The sequence below is a fragment of the Ornithinibacillus halophilus genome (assembly GCF_900129485.1).
Classification (GTDB): Bacteria; Bacillota; Bacilli; order Bacillales; family Amphibacillaceae; genus Ornithinibacillus; species Ornithinibacillus halophilus.
Map to the genome: position 1 here is coordinate 115,835 of NZ_FQVW01000002.1, position 24,747 is coordinate 140,581.

At 34.7% G+C, this 24,747-nt stretch carries 24 protein-coding genes and 1 other annotated feature; all 24 genes read left to right on the forward strand.

What is annotated here, in order from left to right:
• The 24 genes from mtaB (at position 1) to BUB12_RS03205 (ending at position 24,687) form a co-directional block, all read left to right on the forward strand.
• Positions 1–1,356 carry a tRNA (N(6)-L-threonylcarbamoyladenosine(37)-C(2))-methylthiotransferase MtaB gene (gene mtaB / locus BUB12_RS03090; RefSeq protein WP_072887890.1) on the forward strand — a complete coding sequence of 452 codons (1,356 nt, stop codon included), beginning with the start codon at positions 1–3 and terminating at the stop codon, positions 1,354–1,356.
• A gap of 706 nt (positions 1,357–2,062) precedes the next feature.
• Positions 2,063–2,950, forward strand: coding sequence for an ectoine/hydroxyectoine ABC transporter substrate-binding protein EhuB (ehuB, locus tag BUB12_RS03095; RefSeq protein WP_072887892.1), 888 nt, complete (start codon positions 2,063–2,065; stop codon positions 2,948–2,950).
• A 215-nt stretch (positions 2,951–3,165) separates the two neighbouring features.
• A complete protein-coding gene (gene deoC, locus BUB12_RS03100; protein ID WP_072887894.1) occupies positions 3,166–3,837 on the forward strand; it encodes a deoxyribose-phosphate aldolase in 672 nt (223 codons plus the stop codon).
• A 115-nt stretch (positions 3,838–3,952) separates the two neighbouring features.
• Positions 3,953–4,129, forward strand: a complete 177-nt coding sequence (gene rpsU / locus BUB12_RS03105; RefSeq protein WP_072887896.1) for a 30S ribosomal protein S21 — start codon at positions 3,953–3,955, stop codon at positions 4,127–4,129.
• A gap of 15 nt (positions 4,130–4,144) precedes the next feature.
• Positions 4,145–4,591 (forward strand): GatB/YqeY domain-containing protein, encoded by a 447-nt coding sequence (locus BUB12_RS03110; protein ID WP_072887898.1) that lies wholly within the window; start codon positions 4,145–4,147, stop codon positions 4,589–4,591.
• A gap of 255 nt (positions 4,592–4,846) precedes the next feature.
• Positions 4,847–6,124, forward strand: a complete 1,278-nt coding sequence (locus tag BUB12_RS03115; RefSeq protein ID WP_072887969.1) for an NfeD family protein — start codon at positions 4,847–4,849, stop codon at positions 6,122–6,124.
• Between the two features lie 58 nt (positions 6,125–6,182).
• A complete protein-coding gene (gene floA / locus BUB12_RS03120; protein WP_072887900.1) occupies positions 6,183–7,172 on the forward strand; it encodes a flotillin-like protein FloA in 990 nt (329 codons plus the stop codon).
• Positions 7,173–7,199: 27 nt separating this feature from the next.
• Positions 7,200–7,685, forward strand: a complete 486-nt coding sequence (locus tag BUB12_RS03125; protein WP_072887902.1) for a hypothetical protein — start codon at positions 7,200–7,202, stop codon at positions 7,683–7,685.
• 124 nt (positions 7,686–7,809) lie between these two features.
• Entirely contained in the window at positions 7,810–8,091 is a 282-nt protein-coding gene (gene yqfC, locus BUB12_RS03130; protein ID WP_072887904.1) for a sporulation protein YqfC, read from the forward strand.
• 91 nt (positions 8,092–8,182) lie between these two features.
• The gene (yqfD, locus tag BUB12_RS03135) at positions 8,183–9,412 is read left to right on the forward strand and encodes a sporulation protein YqfD (RefSeq protein WP_072887917.1); all 1,230 of its coding nucleotides are present in this window, start codon (positions 8,183–8,185) and stop codon (positions 9,410–9,412) included.
• A gap of 2 nt (positions 9,413–9,414) precedes the next feature.
• Complete coding sequence (locus tag BUB12_RS03140) at positions 9,415–10,374, forward strand: PhoH family protein (protein WP_072887919.1); 960 nt, start codon at positions 9,415–9,417, stop codon at positions 10,372–10,374.
• Between the two features lie 62 nt (positions 10,375–10,436).
• The gene (locus BUB12_RS03145) at positions 10,437–12,575 is read left to right on the forward strand and encodes an HD family phosphohydrolase (protein WP_072887921.1); all 2,139 of its coding nucleotides are present in this window, start codon (positions 10,437–10,439) and stop codon (positions 12,573–12,575) included.
• The gene (gene ybeY / locus BUB12_RS03150; protein WP_072887923.1) at positions 12,575–13,045 is read left to right on the forward strand and encodes an rRNA maturation RNase YbeY; all 471 of its coding nucleotides are present in this window, start codon (positions 12,575–12,577) and stop codon (positions 13,043–13,045) included. The genes BUB12_RS03145 and ybeY overlap by 1 nt, the downstream gene beginning before the upstream one ends.
• Positions 13,035–13,400 carry a diacylglycerol kinase family protein gene (locus BUB12_RS03155; RefSeq protein ID WP_072887925.1) on the forward strand — a complete coding sequence of 122 codons (366 nt, stop codon included), beginning with the start codon at positions 13,035–13,037 and terminating at the stop codon, positions 13,398–13,400. The genes ybeY and BUB12_RS03155 overlap by 11 nt, the downstream gene beginning before the upstream one ends.
• A 258-nt stretch (positions 13,401–13,658) precedes the next feature.
• A complete protein-coding gene (era, locus tag BUB12_RS03160) occupies positions 13,659–14,561 on the forward strand; it encodes a GTPase Era (RefSeq protein ID WP_072887927.1) in 903 nt (300 codons plus the stop codon).
• A gap of 147 nt (positions 14,562–14,708) precedes the next feature.
• Positions 14,709–14,855 carry a YqzL family protein gene (locus BUB12_RS03165; RefSeq protein ID WP_072887929.1) on the forward strand — a complete coding sequence of 49 codons (147 nt, stop codon included), beginning with the start codon at positions 14,709–14,711 and terminating at the stop codon, positions 14,853–14,855.
• Between the two features lie 27 nt (positions 14,856–14,882).
• Entirely contained in the window at positions 14,883–15,629 is a 747-nt protein-coding gene (gene recO, locus BUB12_RS03170) for a DNA repair protein RecO (RefSeq protein ID WP_072887931.1), read from the forward strand.
• A gap of 56 nt (positions 15,630–15,685) precedes the next feature.
• Positions 15,686–15,857 (forward strand) — a binding site (T-box leader).
• A gap of 83 nt (positions 15,858–15,940) precedes the next feature.
• Complete coding sequence (gene glyQ / locus BUB12_RS03175) at positions 15,941–16,819, forward strand: glycine--tRNA ligase subunit alpha (RefSeq protein WP_072887933.1); 879 nt, start codon at positions 15,941–15,943, stop codon at positions 16,817–16,819.
• The gene (gene glyS / locus BUB12_RS03180; protein ID WP_072887934.1) at positions 16,819–18,903 is read left to right on the forward strand and encodes a glycine--tRNA ligase subunit beta; all 2,085 of its coding nucleotides are present in this window, start codon (positions 16,819–16,821) and stop codon (positions 18,901–18,903) included. Before glyQ ends, glyS begins: the two co-directional genes overlap by 1 nt.
• A gap of 153 nt (positions 18,904–19,056) precedes the next feature.
• Entirely contained in the window at positions 19,057–19,713 is a 657-nt protein-coding gene (locus tag BUB12_RS03185; RefSeq protein ID WP_072887936.1) for a transcriptional regulator CcpN, read from the forward strand.
• Between the two features lie 37 nt (positions 19,714–19,750).
• Positions 19,751–20,563, forward strand: a complete 813-nt coding sequence (locus BUB12_RS03190; protein ID WP_072887938.1) for a pyruvate, water dikinase regulatory protein — start codon at positions 19,751–19,753, stop codon at positions 20,561–20,563.
• Positions 20,564–21,122: 559 nt separating this feature from the next.
• On the forward strand, positions 21,123–22,955 hold the full coding sequence (gene dnaG / locus BUB12_RS03195) for a DNA primase (RefSeq protein ID WP_072887971.1): 1,833 nt from the start codon (positions 21,123–21,125) through the stop codon (positions 22,953–22,955).
• Between the two features lie 33 nt (positions 22,956–22,988).
• Positions 22,989–24,110: an RNA polymerase sigma factor RpoD gene (gene rpoD, locus BUB12_RS03200; RefSeq protein ID WP_072887940.1), complete on the forward strand. Its 1,122-nt coding sequence runs from the start codon at positions 22,989–22,991 to the stop codon at positions 24,108–24,110.
• A gap of 19 nt (positions 24,111–24,129) precedes the next feature.
• Positions 24,130–24,687, forward strand: coding sequence for a hypothetical protein (locus BUB12_RS03205; RefSeq protein WP_072887942.1), 558 nt, complete (start codon positions 24,130–24,132; stop codon positions 24,685–24,687).
• The last annotated feature ends 60 nt before the right edge of the window (positions 24,688–24,747 follow it).

Here is a 24,747-nt window from a genome sequence, read left to right on the forward strand (position 1 = left end):
ATGCCAACAGTTGCATTTCATACATTAGGTTGTAAAGTAAATCATTACGAAACAGAAGGTATATGGCGAATGTTCATGGACCAAGGATATGAACGAGTTGATTTTGATCATGATGCAGATGTTTATGTTATAAATACGTGTACGGTTACAAACTCTGGGGATAAAAAAAGTAGACAAGTCATTCGACGAGCAGTACGTAAAAACCCAGAAGCTGTCGTATGTGTAACAGGGTGTTATGCACAAACTTCTCCTGGTGAAATTATGGAGATTCCTGGTGTTGACGTTATTGTAGGAACGCAAGATCGTAAACGAATGATTGAATACATAGAAGAGCATCAAGAAACCCGTTTGCCTGTAAATGGAGTAAAAAACATCATGAAAAATCGTGTGTTTGAAGAAATGGATGTTCCTGAATTTACTGACCGTACTCGTGCTTCTCTTAAAATTCAAGAGGGCTGTAATAATTTCTGTACTTTTTGTATCATTCCATGGTCAAGAGGGTTACTTCGTTCAAGAGAACCGGAAAGTGTTGTAGCACAGGCACAAAAACTTGTGGATGCTGGATATAAAGAGATTGTATTAACAGGTATTCATACAGCAGGATATGGTGAAGATATGAAAGACTATAACTTTGCGAAGCTATTGAAAGAGCTTGAAGAAAAAGTTAGTGGTTTAATGCGTATTCGTATCTCATCAATTGAGGCTAGCCAAATTACGGATGAGGTAATAGAAGTTCTTGATAACTCAGAAAAAATCGTACGTCACTTACATATCCCACTTCAATCTGGATCGGATACAGTATTGGGACGAATGAGAAGAAAATACTCCACTGACTTTTATTTCAAAAAAGTGGAGAAAATACGTAAAGCTTTACCAGACCTAGCAATTACATCTGACGTTATCGTTGGATTCCCTGGGGAAACTGATGAAGAATTTATGGAAACCTATAACTTTGTGAAAAAAGTAGGGTACTCTGAATTACATGTCTTCCCATTCTCAAGAAGAACTGGTACTCCAGCTGCTCGGATGGAAAACCAAGTGGATGAAGACCTTAAAAATGAACGAGTTCAAAAAATGATATCCTTATCTGATCAGTTAGCAAAAGAATACGCTTCAACGAATGAAAATGAAGTACTTGAAGTAATTCCTGAAGAGCATGTACAAGATTCAGATAACCCAAATCTACTTGTCGGTTACACAGACAATTACTTGAAAGTGCAATTTAAAGGTACACCAGATATGATAGGTAAAATTGTACGAGTAAAAATAACTAAAGCAGGCTACCCGATTAATGAGGGGCAGTTTGTGAGAATAATGGATCATGCTACACACGCAGAAGTAAAAATGAATGCTTAACTGATTAGGTTAATATTAATATAGTGGTTTAGATAATGAAGATCTGTACTTATTCCTGTAATGGAATGGTTCGGATCTTTTTTTTCCACATGTAACGGGCAGTAATACCCTATACGAGATGACTCTGAGGTATGGTCAATGAGGATAAGTGGGGCCTACGGATCTCTCCTGGTGGTGCTAACAATCAATGGGGGATAGAGGAACACAGACTAAAACTGCTGTACCTGTGCCAGAGATTACTCGGCACAAAAGCAATGAGGTATCTCCACGTAGTTCTTTTGCGATTACTCGTCCCACCAAAAACTTTTGGTGGCAACGTCTGCTTGACCTCATCCTGTAGGCCCAAAACCCCCTACTGATTGAAGTTTCACTTTATGATTACCCTCGCTACAGAGATATAGTTCGCTTTCACTTCCAGCACAAGTACGACATCTGAATCAGAGATCGCTCAGAAATTAAAGAGGAAAACCATTCCTTTATTTTTTCAAAAGGTGCTTTACTAATATTGTAAATCGTTCGTATATTGAAGTATTTATTAGTATATTTACAATTTAACTCTATATTTATCTCTAATTGGGTTATAGAGGTTTATTAAGATAATTATCCGATATTATGTGGTTTGTCCAATCTTTTGAATTCTTCTATTATTTAAGACGTGTTAAAAATTTGTCATATATTAGTCATATATTACATAGGGGGAAAACTTGTGAAGAAAATATTTGTATTAGTAGTTCTGTCTATTTCCATACTTCTATTAGCATCGTGTGGATCAGATAATAGTTCAAGTAGCGAGGAAAGCTTATTAGTGAAATTACAGGAAGAAGGAAAGGTAACTGTTGGACTTTCTAACGAAAAACCGTATGCTTATATTAGAGATGGAGAATTGAAAGGGGCAGCTGTAGAGATAGCTGAGGCTGTTTTTCATGAATTGGGTATTGATAACGTAGAATCACATTTAGCTGATTATAGCCAACTAATTCCTGGTATTAATGCTGGTAAATTTGATGTAATTACGGCTGGAATGGGAATCAATCCAGACCGTTGTGAAAATGTTATTTTTGCAGAGCCAGAACTTAAATATGGATATGGTCTAATTGTACCTAAGGGAAACCCATTAGGATTGAAAAGTTACAAAGATATTGCAGATAATCCTGACGTTGAAATAGCCACTATGGCTGGGGCAATGGAAAATGGATTTTTAAAATCTGAAGGAGTGGCTGATAATCAGATTGTAGGTTTAGCTGCTATTCCAGAAATGATTTCTGCTGTAGAATCAGGAAGAGCGGATGTAACAACTGGAACAGATGTTACAATTAAACTAGCATTAGAATCTGCTAACACAGAGAAGTTAGAATTTATTTCTGACTTCGAACAGCCAGATGTAGAAGGAGTGCCAACTTACGGTGCGGCTGGGTTTCATAAGGATAGTACAGAATTAAGAGATGCTTATAATGAAAAACTAGCTGAATTAAAGGAAGATGGCACGATAGACAAAATACTAGAAGAAAATGGTTTTGCACCTGATAACCATAGGGTGGAAGACAACGTTACAGAGGATATGCTTTGTGATCCCGAAACATATAGTAATATGTAGTCCAAGTAGTTTTAGTCTTCTCGGTCATTCATAAATTTATATGAATGGCCGAACTCCCAAACTCTTCACAACCTCACTTGATATTTTACCTTTCTCTCGTTGTTACCTCATATTTGGTTTTTGACACATGATTGTTTCTCGATTTTCTATTCCATACATGCTATTATATGGTAAGAAGTACGAACATCATCATAAGATTAGAAAGGATGTATAAAATGAGTATGGATTTAGCTAAGTACATAGATCATACGCAATTAAAGCCTAATACTACAAAGGAAAAAATCGAAAAGTTAGTAGCAGAAGCAAAGGAATATGAATTTGCTTCCGTATGTGTTAATCCGCATTGGGTTCCATATTGCTACGAAGAACTAAAAGATACAAGCGTAAAGGTTTGTACTGTAATTGGATTTCCTTTAGGTGCTACATCTACTGAAACAAAAGCATTTGAAACGAAACAAGCGATTAAAGATGGTGCTACAGAAGTTGATATGGTTATCAATGTAGGTGAGCTAAAGTCTGGAAATACTGAGTTAGTTAAAAAAGATATTGAAGCTGTCGTGAATGCAGCTAAAGGTAGTGCATTAACAAAAGTTATTATTGAAACGTCTCTATTAACAGACGAAGAAAAAGTGACTGCTTGTCAATTAGCCAAAGAAGCAGGTGCTGATTTTGTTAAAACGTCAACTGGATTCTCAGGTGGTGGAGCAACTGTTGAAGATATTAAATTGATGAGAAAAACAGTTGGGCCTGAAATGGGAGTAAAAGCTTCTGGTGGAGTTCGAGATCTAGCATCTACCCAAGATATGATCGAAGCTGGAGCAACTAGAATCGGAGCTAGTGCTGGTATTGAAATTGTTAAAGGTCAAACTGGTACTTCTGATTATTAATCAATCAAATATTGAGTTGACCTACTGAAATGTTTGTATTATAATTACAAAAGGCATGTGATTTATACATATGCCTGTACAATCTGTTTTATGCTGCGGAGGGAGGGAAATTAGCATGTCAAATACAACTCGCGTTCGTAAAAACGAGTCTCTTGAGGATGCTCTTCGTCGCTTTAAGCGTAGTGTATCAAAAAGTGGTACGCTACAAGAATATCGCAAGCGTGAACACTATGAAAAACCTAGCGTTCGTCGTAAAAAGAAATCTGAAGCTGCTAGAAAGCGTAAATACTAAAGAAGGTGCTTTAATATGTCACTTTTAACTCAGTTAAACGAAGATATGAAACAAGCAATGAAGAATAAAGAAAAAGAGCGCCTCAGTGTTATTCGTATGGTGAAAGCTTCCATTCAAAATGAATCGATTAAACTTGGTAAAGACGAACTTTCGGAAGACGAAGAATTAACGGTTTTATCAAGAGAATTAAAACAACGAAAAGATTCCCTCCAAGAATTTAGTTCAGCTGGACGCGAAGATCTTGTTGAGAAACTTGAATTGGAAATCAGTGTTTTACAAGAATATATGCCTAAACAACTATCCGATGATGAACTGACGGCGATTGTTCAGGCGACGATTCAAGAAATTGGTGCATCATCAAAAAAAGATATGGGTAAAGTTATGAGTGCAATTATGCCTAAAGTAAAAGGTAAGGCAGACGGCTCTAAAATTAATAAACTTGTTTTACAACATTTAAATTAATCTTACCCAAACAGGTCCTTGTTTTTACAAGGGCCTTTTATATTACTCAAAATACTATTGAATTCAAGAACATTTTCAAGTAGATTACAATATCACTACTTTTAGAGTTTATGGTACTATTTAAATAAAGAATTACATATAAAATGAAACTATTTGAAGATCTTTACGTATAAGAAAGTATGATAACAAGGAGGTGAAAAACTTTTGAATCGAAAAATTCATTCCAAATACATACTATTTTTATTAGTATTTATAATGATATCTCCTTTTTTAAATTCCTCTCTTTATGCACAAGAAGATGGAGCAGGGAAATTAGTTTATGTGATACCTGTTGAAAATGATGTTGAAAGAGGCCTTGAAGCATTTATGAAACGAGCAATAAATGAAGCAGTAGAAGCAGGAGCAGATCATATTATTCTTGAAATTGACACTCCTGGTGGAAGGGTAGATGCAGCAGGTGGTATTGCTACTGCGCTTCAGGACCAATCCATTCCTGTAACATCTTATATTATTCAACAAGCAGCATCAGCAGGTTCTTATATTGCTTTGAATACAGACTATATTTATATGAATCCACATGCCGGAATGGGAGCAAGTGGTATTATTAATTCTGACGGAACAGCTGCTGATAAAAAAGCACAGTCATTTTGGCTAAAACAAATGGAAAGTGCTGCAGAATCCAAAGGTAGAGATAAGTTATATGCATTAGCAATGGCAGATGCTAGTATTGATTTACCTGAGTATGGTGCTCCTGAAGGGGAGTTTTTAACATTAACACCAAATGATGCAATCGAGGTTGGCTACTCTGAAGGTACCGTTTCACATCGAACAGAGTTGTTACATGAGTTAGGGTTATCGGAAGCCACTATAGTGGAAACAGAACCTACTTTTGCCGAAAATGTAGCTAGATTTTTAACAAATCCAGTAGTTATACCAATTCTATTATCTGTAGCTAGTTTAGGATTGATTGTTGAATTATATTCGCCAGGATTCGGTGTTCCTGGTACAATGGGATTAGTGTCATTAGGATTATTTTTCTATGGACACTTAATTGCCGGACTAGCTGGAATGGAAGCAATTATTCTATTATTACTTGGAATAGGTCTCATTATCGCAGAGTTCTTTGTTCCAGGTGGGATATTAGGGTTTATCGGTGTCGGTTCTTTAGTTGGCTCTTTATTTATGGCAGGAGCTAATATAGGACATATGTCGATGAGTATTGCTATTGCCTTTATTGTAGCTGTGGTCGCTGCTGTAATATTGTTTAGACGAATTGGCATGGATAAGGGTGTATTCCGACATGTAATTCTAAAAGACCGTGAAACCACTGAGTTAGGTTATGTATCACAAGTAAATAGATTAGACCTTATTGGGTTAGAAGGAGTCACAGTAACTCAATTAAGACCATCTGGTGTAGGACAATTTGATGGTGAAAGAATCGATATCGTTTCTGAAGGTGGTTTTGTTGAAGCGAATAAACCTGTTAAAATTGTCAAAGTAGAAGGCGTACGAATCGTCGTAAGAGAATTGTAATGGAATATAAGGGTCCTAAAAGGGTTCATATATATATAAATTATAGGAGGAATGTAAAATGGATTTTGAACAAATTATACCGTTAATTATTGTAGCGGTCATTGTTATTGCTATAGCAATACTATTTACTTTTATTCCGGTTGCACTCTGGATTAGTGCACTTGCTGCAGGGGTACGAGTTGGTATTTTACAACTAATCGGTATGCGTTTACGTAGGGTTGTACCTTCCAGAGTTATTAACCCATTAATTAAGGCACATAAAGCAGGATTAGATGTGTCTACAAACCAACTGGAGAGTCACTACTTAGCTGGTGGTAACGTAGATAGAGTTGTTAATGCTCTAATCGCAGCCCACCGTGCAAATATTGAATTAAGCTTTGAAAGAGCGGCTGCTATTGACTTAGCTGGACGTGATGTACTAGAGGCTGTTCAAATGAGTGTTAACCCAGAAGTTATTGAAACACCATTTATTGCTGGTATTGCTATGGATGGTATTGAAGTAAAAGCAAAAGCAAGAATTACCGTACGTGCGAATATTGATCGCCTTGTCGGTGGTGCTGGTGAAGAAACGATTATTGCACGTGTTGGTGAGGGTGTTGTTAGTACAATTGGTAGTTCTGACACACACGCAAAAGTGTTAGAAAACCCAGATTCAATTTCTCATACAGTTTTAGCAAAGGGATTAGATGCTGGTACTGCATTTGAAATTCTTTCGATTGATATTGCTGACGTTGATATCGGTAAAAATATTGGAGCTATCCTACAAACTGATCAAGCTGAGGCTGATAAAAATATCGCTCAAGCTAAAGCAGAAGAACGTCGTGCTATGGCTGTTGCCCAAGAACAAGAAATGCTTGCTCGTGTACAAGAAATGCGTGCTAAAGTTGTGGAAGCTGAAGCAGAAGTTCCTCAAGCACTTGCAGAAGCACTACGTTCAGGAAAAATGGGTGTAATGGATTATATGAATTACCAAAACATTGATGCTGATACTGATATGCGTGATTCAATTGGTAAATTAACGAAAGACGAGTCTGATGACGATCAATAAATCCTTCGTTAACCAAGGAGGTCCATTATGGAAATAATAATTCTAATGCTTATTCTTAGTGCTTTATCGAAACTATTTGGTGGAGATAAAGGGCAAGAAAAGAAAAAGCAACAACCACCAGTCAGACCAAGAACACAATCTACTCCTAGGCCAACGCCAACTCCATCGGGAGGGCAAAGCCAAAGGACTAGAAGAGAGTCTACAGTACAAACAATTTCTATTGAAGACCAACAGAAGCAACAAATGGAACGTTTGGCTGGGCAAATGAGGACAACGGTTGATCAATCTCTAAATGAATACTCAAATGATGAGATTAAGAAAACTAGTTTGTCTGAACCAATGAAGAAGCATAAAAAAGATGTGTTAAATAAAAAACAAGCTAACTTTAAGAAGCGAATGAAAAACAACTTACATCGTGATGGTTTAGCTAATAGTGTAATCATGGCTGAAGTCTTAGGGCCACCAAAGGCACGAAAACCATACCGTAGTGTTGTTGCAGATCGCAAAAGGTAATATAAAAGCTGTACTTATGTAATTTCTCATAAGTGCAGCTTTTTTGTATTCACTTTATACAGAAGTTATTGTTCTTATCTCTTTTGTACCTTCATAAATATGATTGTGAGAGGAGGCTGCATTCGTGAAAAAAATACAACAAAGAATCCGCCCTTGGTTAATTAATAACTTTGCACTTCCTTCCGACGTAGTGCTAGAACTACCTAGAATTACATTAATCGGTCAAATTCACGCATATATAGAAAATCATAAAGGGTTAATCGTTTTTACAGATAAGGAATTAAAATTAAGGACAACTAAAGGTTATGTCCAAATAACAGGTTCTTCTTTTGTACTTAAAACGATGTTACCTGAAGAGATTTTATTAGAAGGTACGATAAATGATGTTAGGTTTATTCCAGATTAATTACGTATGGTCAGTGGGGACAGAAGAAAAATGTGAAAAGTTCCCACTGTAGTAATTAGGAAATTCCAACAAGGTGAGGTAGGAGGAAATTATGAAACATGTACAAGGGTCTTATCTAACAGGTTATGTCACAATATTAGTAAAAGGTAACAGACCAGAACTATTTTTCCAGGATTGCTCGAATCAAGGTGTACAAGTTTGGAATGTACAAAAGGTTAGCCCAGAACAATGTAAGGGCAATGTATTGTTACGTGATATAAAAAGGATTAAAAAGATAAAGCGAAAAAGGAATTATAAAATTTCATTTATCAATAAAAAAGGCTATCCATTTATAATAAAGAGAATATTTAGAAAGAGAGAGATTGTAGCTGCAACAATAATTAGTATTTTATTAATTCTATTTCTATCAAATATTTTGTGGAAGGTCGAGATCGCTGGCGTTCCAAAAGATATTGAAGAAAAGATAGACAAGCAATTAAAAAGCTATGGGATTCATCCGGGAGCATGGTTGTTTACATTGGACAAACCTGGTGTCATTCAACAAAAGCTAGCAGAAGATATCCCTGAGTTGCTATGGGTAGGTGTGAACAAAAAGGGGACAACCTTTTACTTAGAAGGAGTCGAAAAAATAGTTGTAAATGAAGAAGAAGTTGTTGGCCCGAGGCATTTAGTGGCAACGAAAAAAGGGGTCATCAAAGATATGTATGTTTCAAAGGGATTACCAAAGGTAGCTGTTAATGACTATGTAGAACCAGGAGATATTTTAGTCTCTGGAGTACTCAATGAAACAGAAGATACAACTACAGAGGGGAAAGACTCTAAAAAGAAAAAGGCAAAACCAATTGTAGTAGCAGCAGAAGGGGAGATTATTGCTAATACTTGGTATGAAATTTCTGTCACTGTACCGTTAGAGGCAAATTATGAACATCTTACAGGAAACCATGAGAAAAAATATTATGTAGGTTTCGGAGATTTTCAATTACCAATTTGGGGATTTGGTAGCCCAGATTATGAACACATTCATCGTGAGAATATAGACAACAACATCAAATTCTTCAAATGGGAACTTCCAGTTAAAATAATTGAAACCACATTGAGCGAAAAAACGTATCAAGAATTAGAACGAACAAAGGAAGAAGCAATTCAAACAGGCATTAAGCAAGCTAAGCAAGAATTACAATTACAAATAGGACCAGAAGCAACGATTGTATCAGAAAAAGTTTTGCAACAATCCACTGAGAATGGTAAAGTTAAATTAGATTTGTATATAAATGTAGAAGAAGATATTGTAAAAGCACAACCTATAAATCAAGGAGATTGATTATGTCAGAAAACCTTAACACAATTGACTTACAAATAGCTGGCCCAAATGAAGCAATGGAATTATTTGGTACCAATGATAAATACTTAAAACATATGGAAGAGAACTTACATGTTTCCATTGTTACCCGGGGCGAGAAGGTTAGTGTATCTGGGAATGAAGAAGATATAGCTACCGTACAAGATGTGTTATTAACTTTAATTAAAGTAGTTCGTAAAGGCTTATCCATTGCTGAGCGAGATATTGTTTATGCCATCGATTTAGCTAAACAAGGAAAAATTGATCAATTTGAAACATTATTTGAAGATGAAATTACAAAAAATGTAAAAGGAAAATCAATCCGTGTTAAAACACTAGGACAGAAAAAATATATTTCAGCAATTAAATCTCAGGATTTAGTCTTTGGCATTGGTCCTGCTGGTACAGGCAAAACGTATTTAGCTGTAGTTATGGCTGTTCACGCATTGAAAAACGGCCTAGTAAAAAGGATTATTCTTACAAGGCCTGCGGTCGAAGCAGGAGAAAGTCTTGGCTTTTTACCTGGAGACTTAAAGGAAAAAGTCGATCCATATTTACGACCACTATATGATGCTCTCCATGATGTATTAGGTGCGGAACATACACTAAGGTTAATTGAAAGAGAAACAATTGAAATTGCACCATTAGCATATATGCGAGGAAGAACATTGGATGATGCTTTTGTCATATTAGATGAAGCTCAGAATACGACTCCAGAACAAATGAAGATGTTTTTAACAAGGCTTGGTTTTGGGTCCAAAATGGTAGTGACTGGTGATATTACACAAATTGATTTGCCAAAGGGGATGAAATCGGGCTTACAAGTAGCTGAAAACATGTTAACAGATGTTAAAGGAATCTCCATGATTCATTTAAGTCAAACAGATGTTGTAAGACACCCATTAGTGCAGCGAATCATTCAAGCATACGAAAAGCAGAATTAAGTTACACTTCAAGACCTTCGTCTATGGGGGTCTTATTTGTATATCTATGAGGGGGAAAGATTATGAAAGAAAGGATTGACAGATTATTAGACTTTCTATTCAAAATTAGAAAGAAATCACTTACCATTATTTTACCTGCTTTTATCTTAGGTGTGATATTTTTTATCGTTACTGTTAGTAATGTTTTCATGGAAACCTTTGACATCGAAAAATTTTCAGATGCAAAACAAACGATTCGGTCACCAATCACAATTGAACATGAAATTGAGACAGACCGAAAATCTCGAGAAGCGATTAATGCTGTCGATGACCGATATTCAATCTCTAATGAAGTGACTAATGAACAGATAGGTTATATTGAAGAAATATTTGATGCAATCGATAAGGTTGAAGAAGAAAATGTAGTGGAAGATGAAGAAGCTAATGAAACCCCTAAAATTATAACAAACCAAGATAAAATAAATCGTTTAAAGCAGCTCTTATCCAATGAAATTACGGATAAGGTATCTGATAGTGTATTTTTAAGGATTATTCAGAATTCCCCTGAGCAACGAGCGAGAGGAAAAGAGATATTACTAACTGCTCTAACCGAAACCTTTGAATCAGGAGTTCGAGTGGAGAATAAAAATAGTGCTATTTCTAATGTGAAGGATACCCTTACATATACTACGTTAGATGAGAATTTAATCCATGCATTAAAAGATCTAGCTGGCTTTGCAGTTGTTGAAAATTCCTTTTTTGATGCTGACAAAACCGAAGAGGCAAGAAAGGAAGCAGCTAATAATGTTGACCCAGTTATCATTAATGCAGGGGAAGTAATTGTACGTGAAGGTCAAATTATAACAAATGAAATTTATGATAAATTAAGTTTAGTTGGTTTGTTAGATGAGGAACATAATGAATTCCCTGTTATAGGTTTAATTTTACTTGTAGGATTATTAGTTTGTATTGTTGCCTATGAAATGAATGTCCTAGATAGACAAGACCAATTAGATAAAGGTAAAATCTTCTCAATCGTGTTAATTAGTTTACTAGTAGTTATCTTAATGAAAGTTGTAAGTTTGTATACGACACTGACGAATCAACTGTATTTTGTTGTACCTGTAGCTACAGGTGTTTTATTAGTTAAGCTATTAATTAATGAGAGACTTGCGATTGTATTAGCTAGTATTTATGCCATCGTTGGTAGTATTATTTTTAATGGACAAATACCAGGATCATTAAATGTTGAAGCAGGCTTATATTTCTTTTTCTCACAACTTGCTGCTATTATCTTTTTAATGAATGTAAAAGATCGATTCACAATTGTTAAATCTGGTTTTGGGATGTCCATTATTAATATTATTACACTACTAGTATTTTTATTATTGTCATTTGAGAAATATTCCTTAGGTGATTTCTTTATTTTAGGAGGATTTGCGCTAGCTTCGGCATTTTTATCTGCAGTTTTAACCATTGGATTCTTACCGTTTTTCGAAAGTGGGCTTGGAATCCTATCAGATATCAAATTACTACATTTAGCGAATCCAAATCAACCAATTTTGAAGAAAATTTTAACAGAAGCTCCTGGTACGTATCATCACTCCATTATGGTGGCTAATTTAAGTGAAACGGCTTGTGAAGCGATAGGGGCAAATGGTTTACTTGCTAGAGTAGGGGCATACTATCATGATATTGGAAAAACAGAGCGACCACATTATTTTATCGAGAATCAATTATCGATAAAAAATCCACATGATGTAATATCTCCTAAGCAAAGTGCAGAAATTATTATTAGTCACCCTTATGATGGGGCTAAGATTTTAAAGAAACATAAATTGCCAAAAGAAATTATTGATATTGCAACTCAACACCATGGTACAACTTTATTAAAGTATTTTTATTATAAAGAAAAAGAAAAGAATCCGAATGTAAAAGAAGAGGATTATCGCTATCCTGGTCCAAAACCACAAACAAAAGAAGCGGCGATCATTTGTATATGTGATTCAGTCGAAGCAGCTGTTCGATCATTAAAAGAACCAACAGAAGAGAAGATAGAAGAGATTGTTTCAAGTATCGTTAATGATCGTTTGATGGATGGTCAGCTAGATGAGTGTCCTCTTACAATAAGTGAAGTAAAAGTTATCCATGAAACGATATGTGAAACATTAAAAGGGATTTTTCATTCACGGATTCAATATCCTATGAAGGAGGCAAAATAATGCATATTGATTTTCACGACGATACAAAATCTGTATTAACCGAACATATTGACTTAATAAATCGCTTGATAAACTTTACAGCAAAAAAAGAAGGTGTATCAAGTGAAGCAGAAGTATCAATTAATTTTGTTGATAATAAAGAAATACAAGAACTGAATCGTAATTACCGTCAAATTGATCGCCCGACAGATGTTATATCGTTTGCAATGCAGGAATCTATTGAGGGAGAATTAGAGATTGCTGAAGAAGACGACATGATACCAATGATATTAGGAGATATCGTAATTAGTGTGGATAAGGCCAAAGAACAAGCAGATGAATATAATCATTCAATCGAAAGAGAATTAGGCTTTTTGGCTGTACATGGTTTCCTTCATTTATTGGGATATGATCATATGAATGAAGAAGACGAGAAAAAAATGTTCGCTAGACAAGAACAAATACTAGGGGAATTCCAACTTGAACGCTAAAAAACGTTCCATTGGTTTTACCTATGCATGGAATGGGATTATAGAGGCTTGGAAGTCAGAGCGTAATTTTCGTTCCCATATCCTTTCAGCTTTCATCGTTATTTTGGCGGGGATATTTTTTCAACTCAGTGTTATCGAATGGATTATCATCGTTTTTTGCATTGGATTTGTCATAGTCACGGAATTATTAAACACAGCTATTGAAAAACTGCTAGATTATTTAAAGCCAGATATACATCCAAAAGCCAAAATAATAAAAGATCTATCAGCTGGTGCTGTTCTGATATCGGCACTCTGTTCAGCCATAGTTGGCCTACTTATTTTCTTGCCAAAACTGTACAAGCTCTTTTTATAAAAATGATCCGAACTATTTCAGATTATGTTGAATAATTTGAAGCATAGTTCGGATTTTTTAAGTATTATTTTGTCTTCTTCTGTTTTTGTTTTATACTAAGGTAAAGAGGGAGATTGAATGGTAGAAATTGTAAGCCTTCTTTTGGTTGTCATTTTTATTCGATTTAAACATCCTTTTCAAATGTTTTGTCGAATATATGAAAGACGCTAGAATTTGTAGTATTATATAATAAAGTTTTTAATTATCGGAGGATACAACATGGAAATGAATCACAAATCGGGTTTCATCGCTATTATCGGTAGACCTAATGTGGGAAAATCTACTTTTATGAACCACGTAATTGGACAAAAAATTGCGATTATGAGCGATAAACCACAGACAACAAGAAACAAGATACAAGGTGTCCTAACACATAAAGACGCACAGTATATTTTTATCGACACACCAGGAATTCATAAACCTAAACACCGACTCGGTGATTTTATGGTTAAAATTGCTGAAAATACGTTAAATGAAGTAGATGCTGTTTTGTTTATGATTAATGCAGATGAGGGTTATGGTAAGGGTGACCAATTTATAATTAATCGCTTACAAAGGGTCAAGAGTCCAGTGTTTTTAGTAATCAATAAAATTGATTTAATTCATCCGGATGACTTATTCCCTTTAATAGAAAAATATAAAGATTTATATGATTTTGAGGAAATAATCCCTATCTCTGCTTTACAAGGTAATAATGTTAATCATTTGTTGGAAGTATTGAAAACGCATCTACCAGAAGGTCCGCAATATTATCGGGCTGACCAAGTCACTGATCACCCTGAACGATTTATTATGAGCGAGCTTATAAGAGAAAAAGTACTACAGCTAACTAGAGAGGAAATACCACACTCAATTGCAGTTGTTATTGAAAATATTGAGAAACGGGATTCAAATGCAATATTTATTCAAGCAACTGTCATAACAGAACGTAAATCTCAAAAAGGGATCTTAATTGGTAAACAAGGTTCCATGTTGAAAAATATAGGAAAAAATGCCCGAAAAGATATAGAAACTTTATTAGGAACAAAGGTGTTTTTAGAACTTTGGGTAAAAGTACAGAAAGATTGGAGAAACAAGCAGTCACAGCTACATGAATTTGGTTTTAGTAAAGATGAGTATTAGTCTTGGAAAATTTTTTAACTAATTGTTTTTGCTAGGATGGTCATTCTAATATTACAAGACATTTGATAGAGAGATTCTCTTCAAATGTATGACAGCAAGAATGTATGCAATTACTTGCTGAAAGTAAAAAGAAAGGTGTGTTTTCTTGTGATCGACTTTACATGGAAGGTATTTAGTCAAACAGGAAATATTGAAACCTATTTACTTATGAAAGAGTTAGAAAAGGAATCCGACATTATGGAGAACAATCAAAACGGAAGTACAAACGATCATCCGATTGAAACAAATATGTAGCATACAAGACGGAAAAAGGTGAAGTGTGTGCTAGAAAAAATTCAAGGAATTATTATAAAAACAAGAGATTATGGTGAAACACATAAAATCGTAACTATTTATAGTAATAAAATAGGTAAATTCTCAGCAATTGCTAAAGGTGCTAAAAAGACAAAAAGTAGAATGGCTGCAGTGACGCAGCCATTCATTTTTGGAGAATTTTTGGTATACATAAATTCTGGTTTAAGCTCTATTCAACAAGGGGATATCATCGATTCATTCCGAACAATTCGAGAAGATATTGTGAAGACAGCTTATACAGCATACATATCGGAACTAACAGAAAAGTTGCATGAAGAAAAGGAACCGGATTTTTATATTTTTGATCAATTTCTACATACAATGAGATGGATAGAGGAACATGATGAAGTAGACATCCCGATTATGATGTATGAACTGAAGTTATTTAAAAAAGGTGGATTTGCTCCAACCGTTCATCACTGTGTAAATTGTCGTTCTAAACAATTACCTTATTATTTTTCGATTGATGAGGGTGGCTTCCTTTGTCAAAAGTGTAAACACCTAGATGATCATGCGATGAAAATTCCTGATGCCGTAGCAAAACTACTTAATATATTTGCAAATGTTGGACTCGAGCAGGTCGGAAATATTTCTGTTAAGCCTGAAAACCAAAAAATGATTCGCAAATTAATGGATGAATACTATGAGCAGTACGGGGGATTCTACTTAAAAACAAAAAGGTTTTTAGAACAGATGAATCGTTTGATGTTATAAGTTACATATTTGACATTTCCTACTAAAATGGAGTATCATTTTAACAGGTTTAATAAGTAACTGCAGTGATGGAGAAGAGTACTTAATCCGTATTATTAATAGCGAGTCCAGGTAGGTGTAAGCTGGATAATAAACGTTAAGGAACGGCACTCCGGAGCAGGATTCGATAAAGTGGCTCTGTAAAAGAGCAAATAGGGTGGAACCGCGGATGATTCGTCCGTCCCTATGTCTAGAAATATAGACATAGGGACGGACTTTTTTAATTGCAGTATTTAATTGTTACCCGATAAATAATTAATGGAGGTACTGAAATGAATATTCAAGAAATGATTTTAACTCTGCAAAATTATTGGTCAAAGCAAAATTGTATCCTTATGCAAGCGTATGATGTAGAAAAAGGTGCAGGAACAATGTCACCAATGACATTGTTAAGAAGCCTTGGACCGGAGCCATGGAATGTAGCATACGTGGAACCTTCTAGAAGACCAGATGATGGACGTTATGGAGAAAACCCAAACCGTTTGTATCAACATCACCAGTTCCAGGTAATTATGAAACCTTCACCGGACAATATCCAAGAGCTGTACTTAGAATCGTTAAAAACATTAGGAATCGATCCGTTAGAACATGATATTCGTTTTGTTGAAGATAATTGGGAAAACCCAACCCTTGGCGCTGCTGGATTAGGTTGGGAAGTATGGTTAGATGGTATGGAAATTACTCAATTTACATATTTCCAACAAATTGGTGGTCTAGAAGCAAACCCTGTAACAGTTGAATTAACTTATGGAATTGAGCGTTTAGCTTCCTATATTCAAGATAAAGAAAATGTCTTCGATCTTGAATGGAATAATGGAATGACCGTAAAGGATATCTTCCTTCAACCAGAATATGAGCATTCAAAATATACGTTTGAGGAATCCAACACGGAGATGTTGTTCCAACTCTTTACGATGTATGAAGAGGAAGCAAAAGTAACGATGGAAAAGGGATTAGTATTTCCCGCTTATGATTATGTATTAAAATGTTCCCATACTTTTAACTTATTAGATGCTCGTGGAGTCATTTCAGTAACGGAAAGAACAGGTTATATTTCAAGAATACGTAACCTTGCAAGAAGTATTGCGAAAGCCTATGTGGCAGAAAGAGAACGATTAGGATTTCCTATGTTGAATAAGGAGGAGGCATAATGGTGAGAGATGTACTTTTCGAAATAGGATTAGAAGAATTACCAGCACGCTTTATTGATGATGCAGAAAATCAATTAGTAGCTAAAACAAAAGATTGGCTAGATGAGTTAAGAATCGGATATGAAGCCATTGCATCCTATTCGACCCCTAGAAGACTTGCTATTGTAATTAATGGACTATCGGAAACACAAACGACTATTGAAGAAGAAATAAAAGGTCCAGCAATGAAGATTGCTAAAGACAATGAGGGGAATTGGTCCAAAGCTGCAATCGGTTTTACAAAAGGACAAGGGAAATCTCCAGACGATATTTATACAAAGGAATTGAATGGAACTACTTATATCTACGTTAAAAAGCATATTGAAGGTAAACCAAGCCTTGAGCTATTACCAACTTTTCAGTCGATAATTGAATCTATTCAATTTGGAAAGAACATGCGTTGGGGTGAGCAGACCCTTAGGTATGCAAGACCAATAAGATGGTTAGTGGCTTTATATGGAAATGAAGTAATTCCATTTGAGATAGCATCTGTAAAAACCGACAACTTTACATTCGGTCATCGCTTCCTTGGAGAAAAGTTCACCATTAGTGAACCAAAAAGCTATGAAAACCAATTAAAAGAACATTACGTAATTGCTAACCCTAACGAAAGGGAGCAATTAATCGTCGACGGAATTAATAAAGTTGCCGAAGAAAATAATTATACAGTAAATATTGATGAGAACTTATTAAAAGAAGTAAGAAATCTCGTGGAATACCCAACTGTATTTATTGGATCTTATGAAAAAACGTATTTAGATTTGCCTTCAGAAGTACTAATTACTTCCATGAAGGAGCACCAGCGCTATTTTCCAGTACATTCCAAAGACGAAGAGTTACTACCATATTTCATTGGTGTAAGAAATGGCGATGAAAAAGGTTTGGAAACTGTTATTCGTGGAAATGAAAAAGTGCTACGTGCTCGTTTGTCAGATGCAGCGTTTTTCTACGAGGAAGACCAAAACAATTCTATTGACTTCTACTTAAATAAATTGGAAAAAGTCGTGTTCCAAGAGAAACTAGGAACAATCAGTGATAAAGTGCAACGAATGGAAAAAATTACAGAAAACATAGCTCATTCTCTTAAATTTGATGACGAGGTTATCGTAAAAGCCAAGAGAGCAACTTCTATTAGTAAATTTGATTTAATGACAAATATGGTAAATGAATTTACTGAATTACAAGGTATCATGGGTGAGAAATATGCGCTTAAACAAGGTGAAGATAAGAATGTTGCACAAGCAATAAAAGAGCATTATTTACCAAAGAGCACTGCAGGAAACCTCCCTGAAACGATAGAGGGTTATCTAGTTAGTGTAGCTGATAAATTGGATACAATCGTTGGATGTATTTCCGTGGGGTTACGACCTACTGGTTCACAGGATCCTTATGCATTACGTCGACAAGCTGTTGGTATTTTACGTATATTACAAGAAAGTGGTTGGAATATTTCTGTAAATACATTAATAGATATTGCGGTTCAAGTACATCATGAAACGAATATCGTTGAAATTAGTAAAGAAGAATTATTAGAAGAAGTAATTAGCTTTATGAAGCAACGAGCAGAATTTCTATTAAAAGAGTCTTCCGTTGAAGTTGATATCATTGATGCGGTACTGGATAATGAAATTGGTATATTCCCATATGCTGTTCAAAAAGCAAAAGTACTATCAGATAAAAGAGTAGATCCAGCATTTAAACCAATTCAAGAAGCATTGGTACGCGTTATGAATTTAGCGAAGAAGGCAGACAACCAGTCCGTTAATCCAGCACATTTTCAAACGGATTCAGAAAAAGAATTGTTTGAAGTGGTGGAGAAGGTTATACCATCATTCAATAAAGAAAACAATGATGGAAAAGCAATGGAGGCACTTGAACAACTAGCTAAACTTGCAGAACCAATTCATCAATTCTTTGAACATAACATGGTAATGGATAAAGATGAAACGATAAAAAATAATCGTCTAGGATTAGTAAGTCAAATCAATAGTATAATTAAAAATTATGCTAATTTATCTCTAATTGAGTGGAAGCAAACGTTTTAAATAATAGAAGGGAGTGGCTAATAGGAAAAAAGTTAGCCGCTCTTCTGATGATGATTCTCTAACAATTTTTAAGATGCCATTATTTTGTTATTTAATTTAGTATGACATGCTTCCCTTTTTCATAAATAATAAGTTATAATTATTATAATTAGTATGTCGCAATTATCAGGTGGTGAAATAGTGGAATTATCAAAAAGGCAACAACATATTATTGAAATCGTTAAAGAGGACGGCCCAATAACTGGTGAACAGATAGCTGAACGTTTAAATCTTACACGAGCAACATTACGCCCAGATTTAGCCATATTAACGATGGCTGGGTTTTTGGATGCAAGGCCGAGGGTAGGTTATTTTTACACTGGAAAAACAGGGAATGAATTGTTAACAGAAACGATTAAAAAATATAAAGTTCAAGATTATCAATCAAGACCTATTGTGGTAGAGGAAAGTACATCTGTTTATGATGCAATCTCAACAATGTTCTTAGAAGATGTTGGTACGTTATTTGTAGTTGACCATCATTCCTGTTTAACTGGAGTTTTATCAAGGAAAGACTTGCTTAGAGCTAGTTTAGGGAAACAGGACTTAGCTGCAATACCAGTACATATTATTATGACTCGAATGCCTAATATTACGGTCTGTAGAAGAAGCGATTTGTTAATCGAAGTTGCAAAGCAGTTAATAGATAAGCAAATCGATGGTATACCAGTAGTGAAAGATACTACTCAAGGGTTAGAAGTAACTGGTAGGATAACAAAAACAACGATTACTAAAGTATTTGTTGAACTAGTTATGGATGACCAAGTTTGAATGTTTCACAAGCTTAAATAGCGAGAGGAGTTTTGTGATGATAAAAGATCCTTTAGTCTATGTATTATCTGATTCTGTCGGGGAGACAGCAGAATTAGTAATAAAAGCTGGATTAAGCCAATTCAATAATGGAGAGTATAAGATTCAGCGTATTCCATATGTAGAAGATAAAGAAACAATTGATGATTCAATACAGTTAGCAAAAGAGAAAAATGGAATTATTGGTTTTACTTTAGTTGATCCTAATTTAAGAGAGTATTTAAATGAGAAAGCGGAAGAACAAAATATCGAAGCGATCGATATTATGGGACCAATGTTAAAAGCGATGGAACGAGTTTATGATAAAAAACCTCGATTAGAACCAGGATTAGTTCATCAATTAGATGAAGATTACTTTAAAAAAGTAGAAGCAATTGAATTTGCAGTAAAGTATGATGACGGACGTGATCCAAGAGGTATTTCTAGAGCAGATATTATTTTGATAGGGGTTTCACGTACATCAAAAACACCACTTTCTCAATATTTAGCACATAAACGATTAAAGGTTGCTAATATACCAATTGTTCCTGAGGTGGAACCCCCTGAAGAACTATTTGAAGTCGATCCAAAAAGGTGTATTGGTTTACGAATTAGTCCTGAAAAATTAAATGACATTCGTAAAGAGAGATTGAAAGCACTTGGATTGGGTGACCAAGCAACCTATGCTAATATTCAAAGAATCCATCAAGAATTGGATTATTTCAATAAGGTTGTTGAAAAAATAGGCTGTCATGTCATTGATGTATCCAATAAAGCTGTTGAAGAAACAGCCAATAGCATTATGAGATATATACAAGAAAAAAACAATTAGAAATTAGCTATTTCAAAGATTTTACTTCTTTGGAATAGCTTCTTTATTTGACTTCTGTAGTCAAAATCTCAGGTGTATCCTAAAAAATTCAAGCATATATGAATAAAAAATATAAAAAAACACAAAAATGTATAGTAATTTTCATGATTATGTATTATAATTATTATTTGTGTCAAAATAGTAAACAAATACGTTTTGAGGATATAACCCTAGAATGGTATTCAGAAAAGTTAAACATTCGTAAATAAGAAGGAATCTTCGAGGTTAATGTAGAATAGTACACATAGGCAAAATGATATGGTTAGTCATATATATATTTACCTATTTTTGAATCAACTATGCTCTATACTAACGGTGATATTAATCTCCTTCTAAGATTATGTACATACTAGAAGGAAATTTTTTTCGACTTTATAAAAAATATTGTCGAAAAATGAAGGATTTCTTTAAATAACAGCGAATACTATTTAAGGAGCATTATTTATAGACAACTTAATAAAGTGAAAGTGCGTGGTGAGCGCTAAGCTAAAAAAGATGGCTATGGAATATGGTGGTAAAATTGGCAAATCAGATCCCTGAAGAAATTATCGATGACATACGAAAATCAAATGATATTGTCGATGTCATTGGTGAATATATTCAACTTAAAAAACAAGGCCGAAACTATTTTGGTCTATGTCCATTCCATGGTGAAAAAACTCCATCTTTTTCAGTTACACAAGAAAAACAAATCTTTCATTGTTTTGGTTGTGGGAAAGGTGGCAATGTTGTCACTTTTGTAATGGAAATGGAGAGTTTTAGTTTTTTTGAAGCTATTCGTTACTTAGCAGAAAGAAGTGGTGTTAATCTCCCTGAGAACTCCATAAGCAGCAACGAAAATAGTTCTCTATCACAAGAAAACCAACAATCTCTTTCAGCTTATGAATGGTTGACAAAACTTTACCATCATTTATTAAGATATACAAAGGATGGTAAGGAAGGGTACAAGTATTTTAAAGATAGGGGTATTGACGATGAGACAATTGATGCTTTTCAGCTAGGTTTTGCTCCAAATGTTAAGGATTTCACAGCAAAGTTCTTAGAGAAGAAAGGGTTTCATCAACAAATACTTGTTAAATCAGGATTACTTTCTTTACAACAAGATAATACTGTAACAGACCGTTTTCGAGGTCGGGTAATCTTTCCGATTCGAAATCATTTAGGGAAGACGGTTGCATTTGGTGGGCGAACCATTCATAACCAAGAACCTAAATACTTAAACAGTTCAGAGAGTGAATTGTTTCAAAAAGGTAGGACACTTTACAATTTTGATCTAGCTAAAAGACATATTCGTAAAACGAACGAGGCTGTCCTTTTTGAAGGATATATGGATGTTATATCTGCCTATCAAGCGGATGTTAAAAATGTAGTAGCCACATTAGGTACAGCACTAACAGAGTCTCAAGCAAAGTTGTTGAAACGATATGTTGATACGGTCATTATTTGTTATGATGCAGATCGCGCTGGGATAGAAGCTACATACAAAGCAGCTAATATTTTACAGGATGCAGGATGTAGTGTAAAAATTGCTAACCTACAAAATGGAAATGACCCTGATAGTTTTATACAAGAAAAAGGGGCAGATGCTTTTCGGAATGAGGTTATCGAGGCCAGTGATACATTCATAACCTTCTATATGAGATATGTAAAAAAAGATTTTAATCTTAGTATAGAAGGCGACCGAATTCAATATATTGAAAAGGTATTAAGAAAACTTGCGACGATCGATAGCTCCGTTGAACGAGAATTATATCTTAAAGAATTAAGTACTGAATATAATTTAACAATGGAAACATTACTTAATGAAATTAGTAAGTATCGACAAGAAATAGGCCAGACCGGAAGTCAAAAGGATAACCGAGAAAAAGAAAGATATACTAGTAAGGTAAATAATTATTACCAAAAGCGAAAATTACATCCGGCTTTTTATAATGCTGAAAAGCAATTGCTTGCATATATGTTACAAGATAGGACGATAACTGATAGGGTGCAGGAAAAATTGGGGATTGGTTTCAATTTAGAAGAGCACCAGGTGATAGCAACACATTTATATGCTTATTATGAGGAGGGTAATCCTCCAGATATCAGTTTGTTTGTAGAAAAACTAACAGATCCAAAATATAAACAGCTCGTTACTGAGATTGCAATGCTTCCTTTAAATAGTGAAGTTAGTGATAAAGAAATTAATGATTACTTAAAGATGATAACAACAGAAACTGGTGAAAAAGCTAGCATAAAACAGTTGAAACATGAACAACGATTAGCAGAGCAGCAAAATGATCCATTAAAAGCAGCACAAATAGCAATGCAGATAGTTGAGTTGCAGAAAAAAGTTAAGTTTCCAAATGGTTAAGAAAAGTAATTAGTAGTAGAAGGAGGGGGACTCATGGCTGAAAATAAACCTTCACAAACAAAAGAAAATGAGCCTGAGTTAACACTTGAACAAGCCAAAGAACAGTTAGTAGAAATAGGTAAAAAACGTGGTGTATTAGCATACGAAGAAATTGCTGATCGTTTATCTAATTTTGTCATTGAACCTGACCAAATGGATGAATTTTACGAATTATTGGCAGAACAAGGCGTGGATGTGATTGGAGAATCAGATGATGACCCGAACATGAAAGAAATCGCTAAAGAAGAGGAATTTGATCTAAATGACCTAAGTGTACCATTGGGTATTAAAATCAATGACCCCGTTCGAATGTATCTGAAAGAAATTGGTCGAGTAGATTTATTATCTGCAGCTGAAGAAATTGAATTAGCGACAAGAATTGAACAAGGTGAAGAAGAAGCAAAAAGAAGACTAGCAGAAGCGAATTTACGTCTTGTTGTAAGTATTGCTAAAAGATATGTTGGACGTGGAATGTTGTTTCTTGATTTAATCCAGGAAGGTAATATGGGTCTAATTAAAGCAGTTGAGAAATTCGATTATCGCAAAGGATTTAAGTTTAGTACGTATGCTACATGGTGGATTCGTCAAGCCATTACTCGTGCAATTGCGGACCAAGCACGTACAATACGTATTCCTGTGCACATGGTTGAAACAATCAATAAACTAATTAGAGTACAAAGACAGCTACTTCAGGACTTAGGGAGAGAACCAACACCTGAAGAAATTGGTGAAGAAATGGAACTGACTCCTGAAAAAGTGCGTGAAATCCTGAAGATTGCACAAGAACCGGTTTCTTTAGAAACACCGATTGGTGAGGAAGATGATTCACACTTAGGTGATTTCATTGAAGACCATGAAGCAGTTTCACCATCTGATCATGCTGCATACGAATTACTAAAAGAACAATTAGAAGATGTTCTTGATACACTAACCGATCGTGAAGAAAATGTACTTCGTTTACGCTTCGGGCTAGATGATGGTAGAACTAGAACGTTAGAAGAAGTAGGAAAAGTATTTGGTGTTACTAGAGAAAGAATCCGTCAGATTGAAGCAAAGGCATTGCGTAAATTAAGACACCCAAGTAGAAGTAAACGTCTAAAAGATTTCCTAGATTGATCTCTATCGGGGTGAATTTATGGCAGATGAGCGTTCGACTATCATAATTAATGAGATCAAGTATTGGAAACAACATAAGATGCTTCCACAAAACTACTGTGATTATCTCCTAGCATTGTATACAAAAGGAGATTATGAAGAGGAAGAGGTACTTGAAAAGCAAGGTATGAAATCGAAAATACTTCTTGTTATTCAAGTATTTCTCCTGTTGCTCATGGTACCGTTTTCATTACTTGTTATTTATTTTACTCAATTTAAGATGATTTTGCAACTCAGTATTTTATTGTTTTTCATTAGCTATGCTTTATGGGTTTTTTTCTACCATAGAAAAAAGAAGAGTTCTTTCATATATCTATCTTTAAACGTATTGCTTTTGTTATTTCTATTCTTTTCTTTATTTATTACTAAAGTTTTCACATTCAATGAATGGCTAGTTGTGGCTATTTTTCTAGTTAATTTTGGCTTATGGTCACTGTTTGGAATAAAGTTGAAGGTTAAATATATTACAATTTTAGGTATTGCAGGAATAATAATTACATTGTTCTATAAAATTTCACATCTTTTTCCTTTAAACTAATCTCGTTTTCGAGTAAAATAGATATAGCTTTGTAGAGCAACCAAGTTTATGGGGATACAT

Coding starts and splice junctions, on each gene's coding strand:
- BUB12_RS03205 (WP_072887942.1), top strand. CDS start 24,130: ATGGCAGATGAGCGTTCGACTATCATAATTAATGAGATCAAGTATTGG.
- ybeY (WP_072887923.1), top strand. CDS start 12,575: ATGCATATTGATTTTCACGACGATACAAAATCTGTATTAACCGAACAT.
- rpoD (WP_072887940.1), top strand. CDS start 22,989: ATGGCTGAAAATAAACCTTCACAAACAAAAGAAAATGAGCCTGAGTTA.
- era (WP_072887927.1), top strand. CDS start 13,659: ATGGAAATGAATCACAAATCGGGTTTCATCGCTATTATCGGTAGACCT.
- BUB12_RS03125 (WP_072887902.1), top strand. CDS start 7,200: ATGGAAATAATAATTCTAATGCTTATTCTTAGTGCTTTATCGAAACTA.
- BUB12_RS03110 (WP_072887898.1), top strand. CDS start 4,145: ATGTCACTTTTAACTCAGTTAAACGAAGATATGAAACAAGCAATGAAG.
- glyQ (WP_072887933.1), top strand. CDS start 15,941: ATGAATATTCAAGAAATGATTTTAACTCTGCAAAATTATTGGTCAAAG.
- yqfD (WP_072887917.1), top strand. CDS start 8,183: ATGAAACATGTACAAGGGTCTTATCTAACAGGTTATGTCACAATATTA.
- BUB12_RS03185 (WP_072887936.1), top strand. CDS start 19,057: ATGTCGCAATTATCAGGTGGTGAAATAGTGGAATTATCAAAAAGGCAA.
- BUB12_RS03190 (WP_072887938.1), top strand. CDS start 19,751: ATGATAAAAGATCCTTTAGTCTATGTATTATCTGATTCTGTCGGGGAG.
- rpsU (WP_072887896.1), top strand. CDS start 3,953: ATGTCAAATACAACTCGCGTTCGTAAAAACGAGTCTCTTGAGGATGCT.
- BUB12_RS03145 (WP_072887921.1), top strand. CDS start 10,437: ATGAAAGAAAGGATTGACAGATTATTAGACTTTCTATTCAAAATTAGA.
- deoC (WP_072887894.1), top strand. CDS start 3,166: ATGAGTATGGATTTAGCTAAGTACATAGATCATACGCAATTAAAGCCT.
- mtaB (WP_072887890.1), top strand. CDS start 1: ATGCCAACAGTTGCATTTCATACATTAGGTTGTAAAGTAAATCATTAC.
- BUB12_RS03140 (WP_072887919.1), top strand. CDS start 9,415: ATGTCAGAAAACCTTAACACAATTGACTTACAAATAGCTGGCCCAAAT.
- floA (WP_072887900.1), top strand. CDS start 6,183: ATGGATTTTGAACAAATTATACCGTTAATTATTGTAGCGGTCATTGTT.
- glyS (WP_072887934.1), top strand. CDS start 16,819: ATGGTGAGAGATGTACTTTTCGAAATAGGATTAGAAGAATTACCAGCA.
- BUB12_RS03115 (WP_072887969.1), top strand. CDS start 4,847: ATGATATCTCCTTTTTTAAATTCCTCTCTTTATGCACAAGAAGATGGA.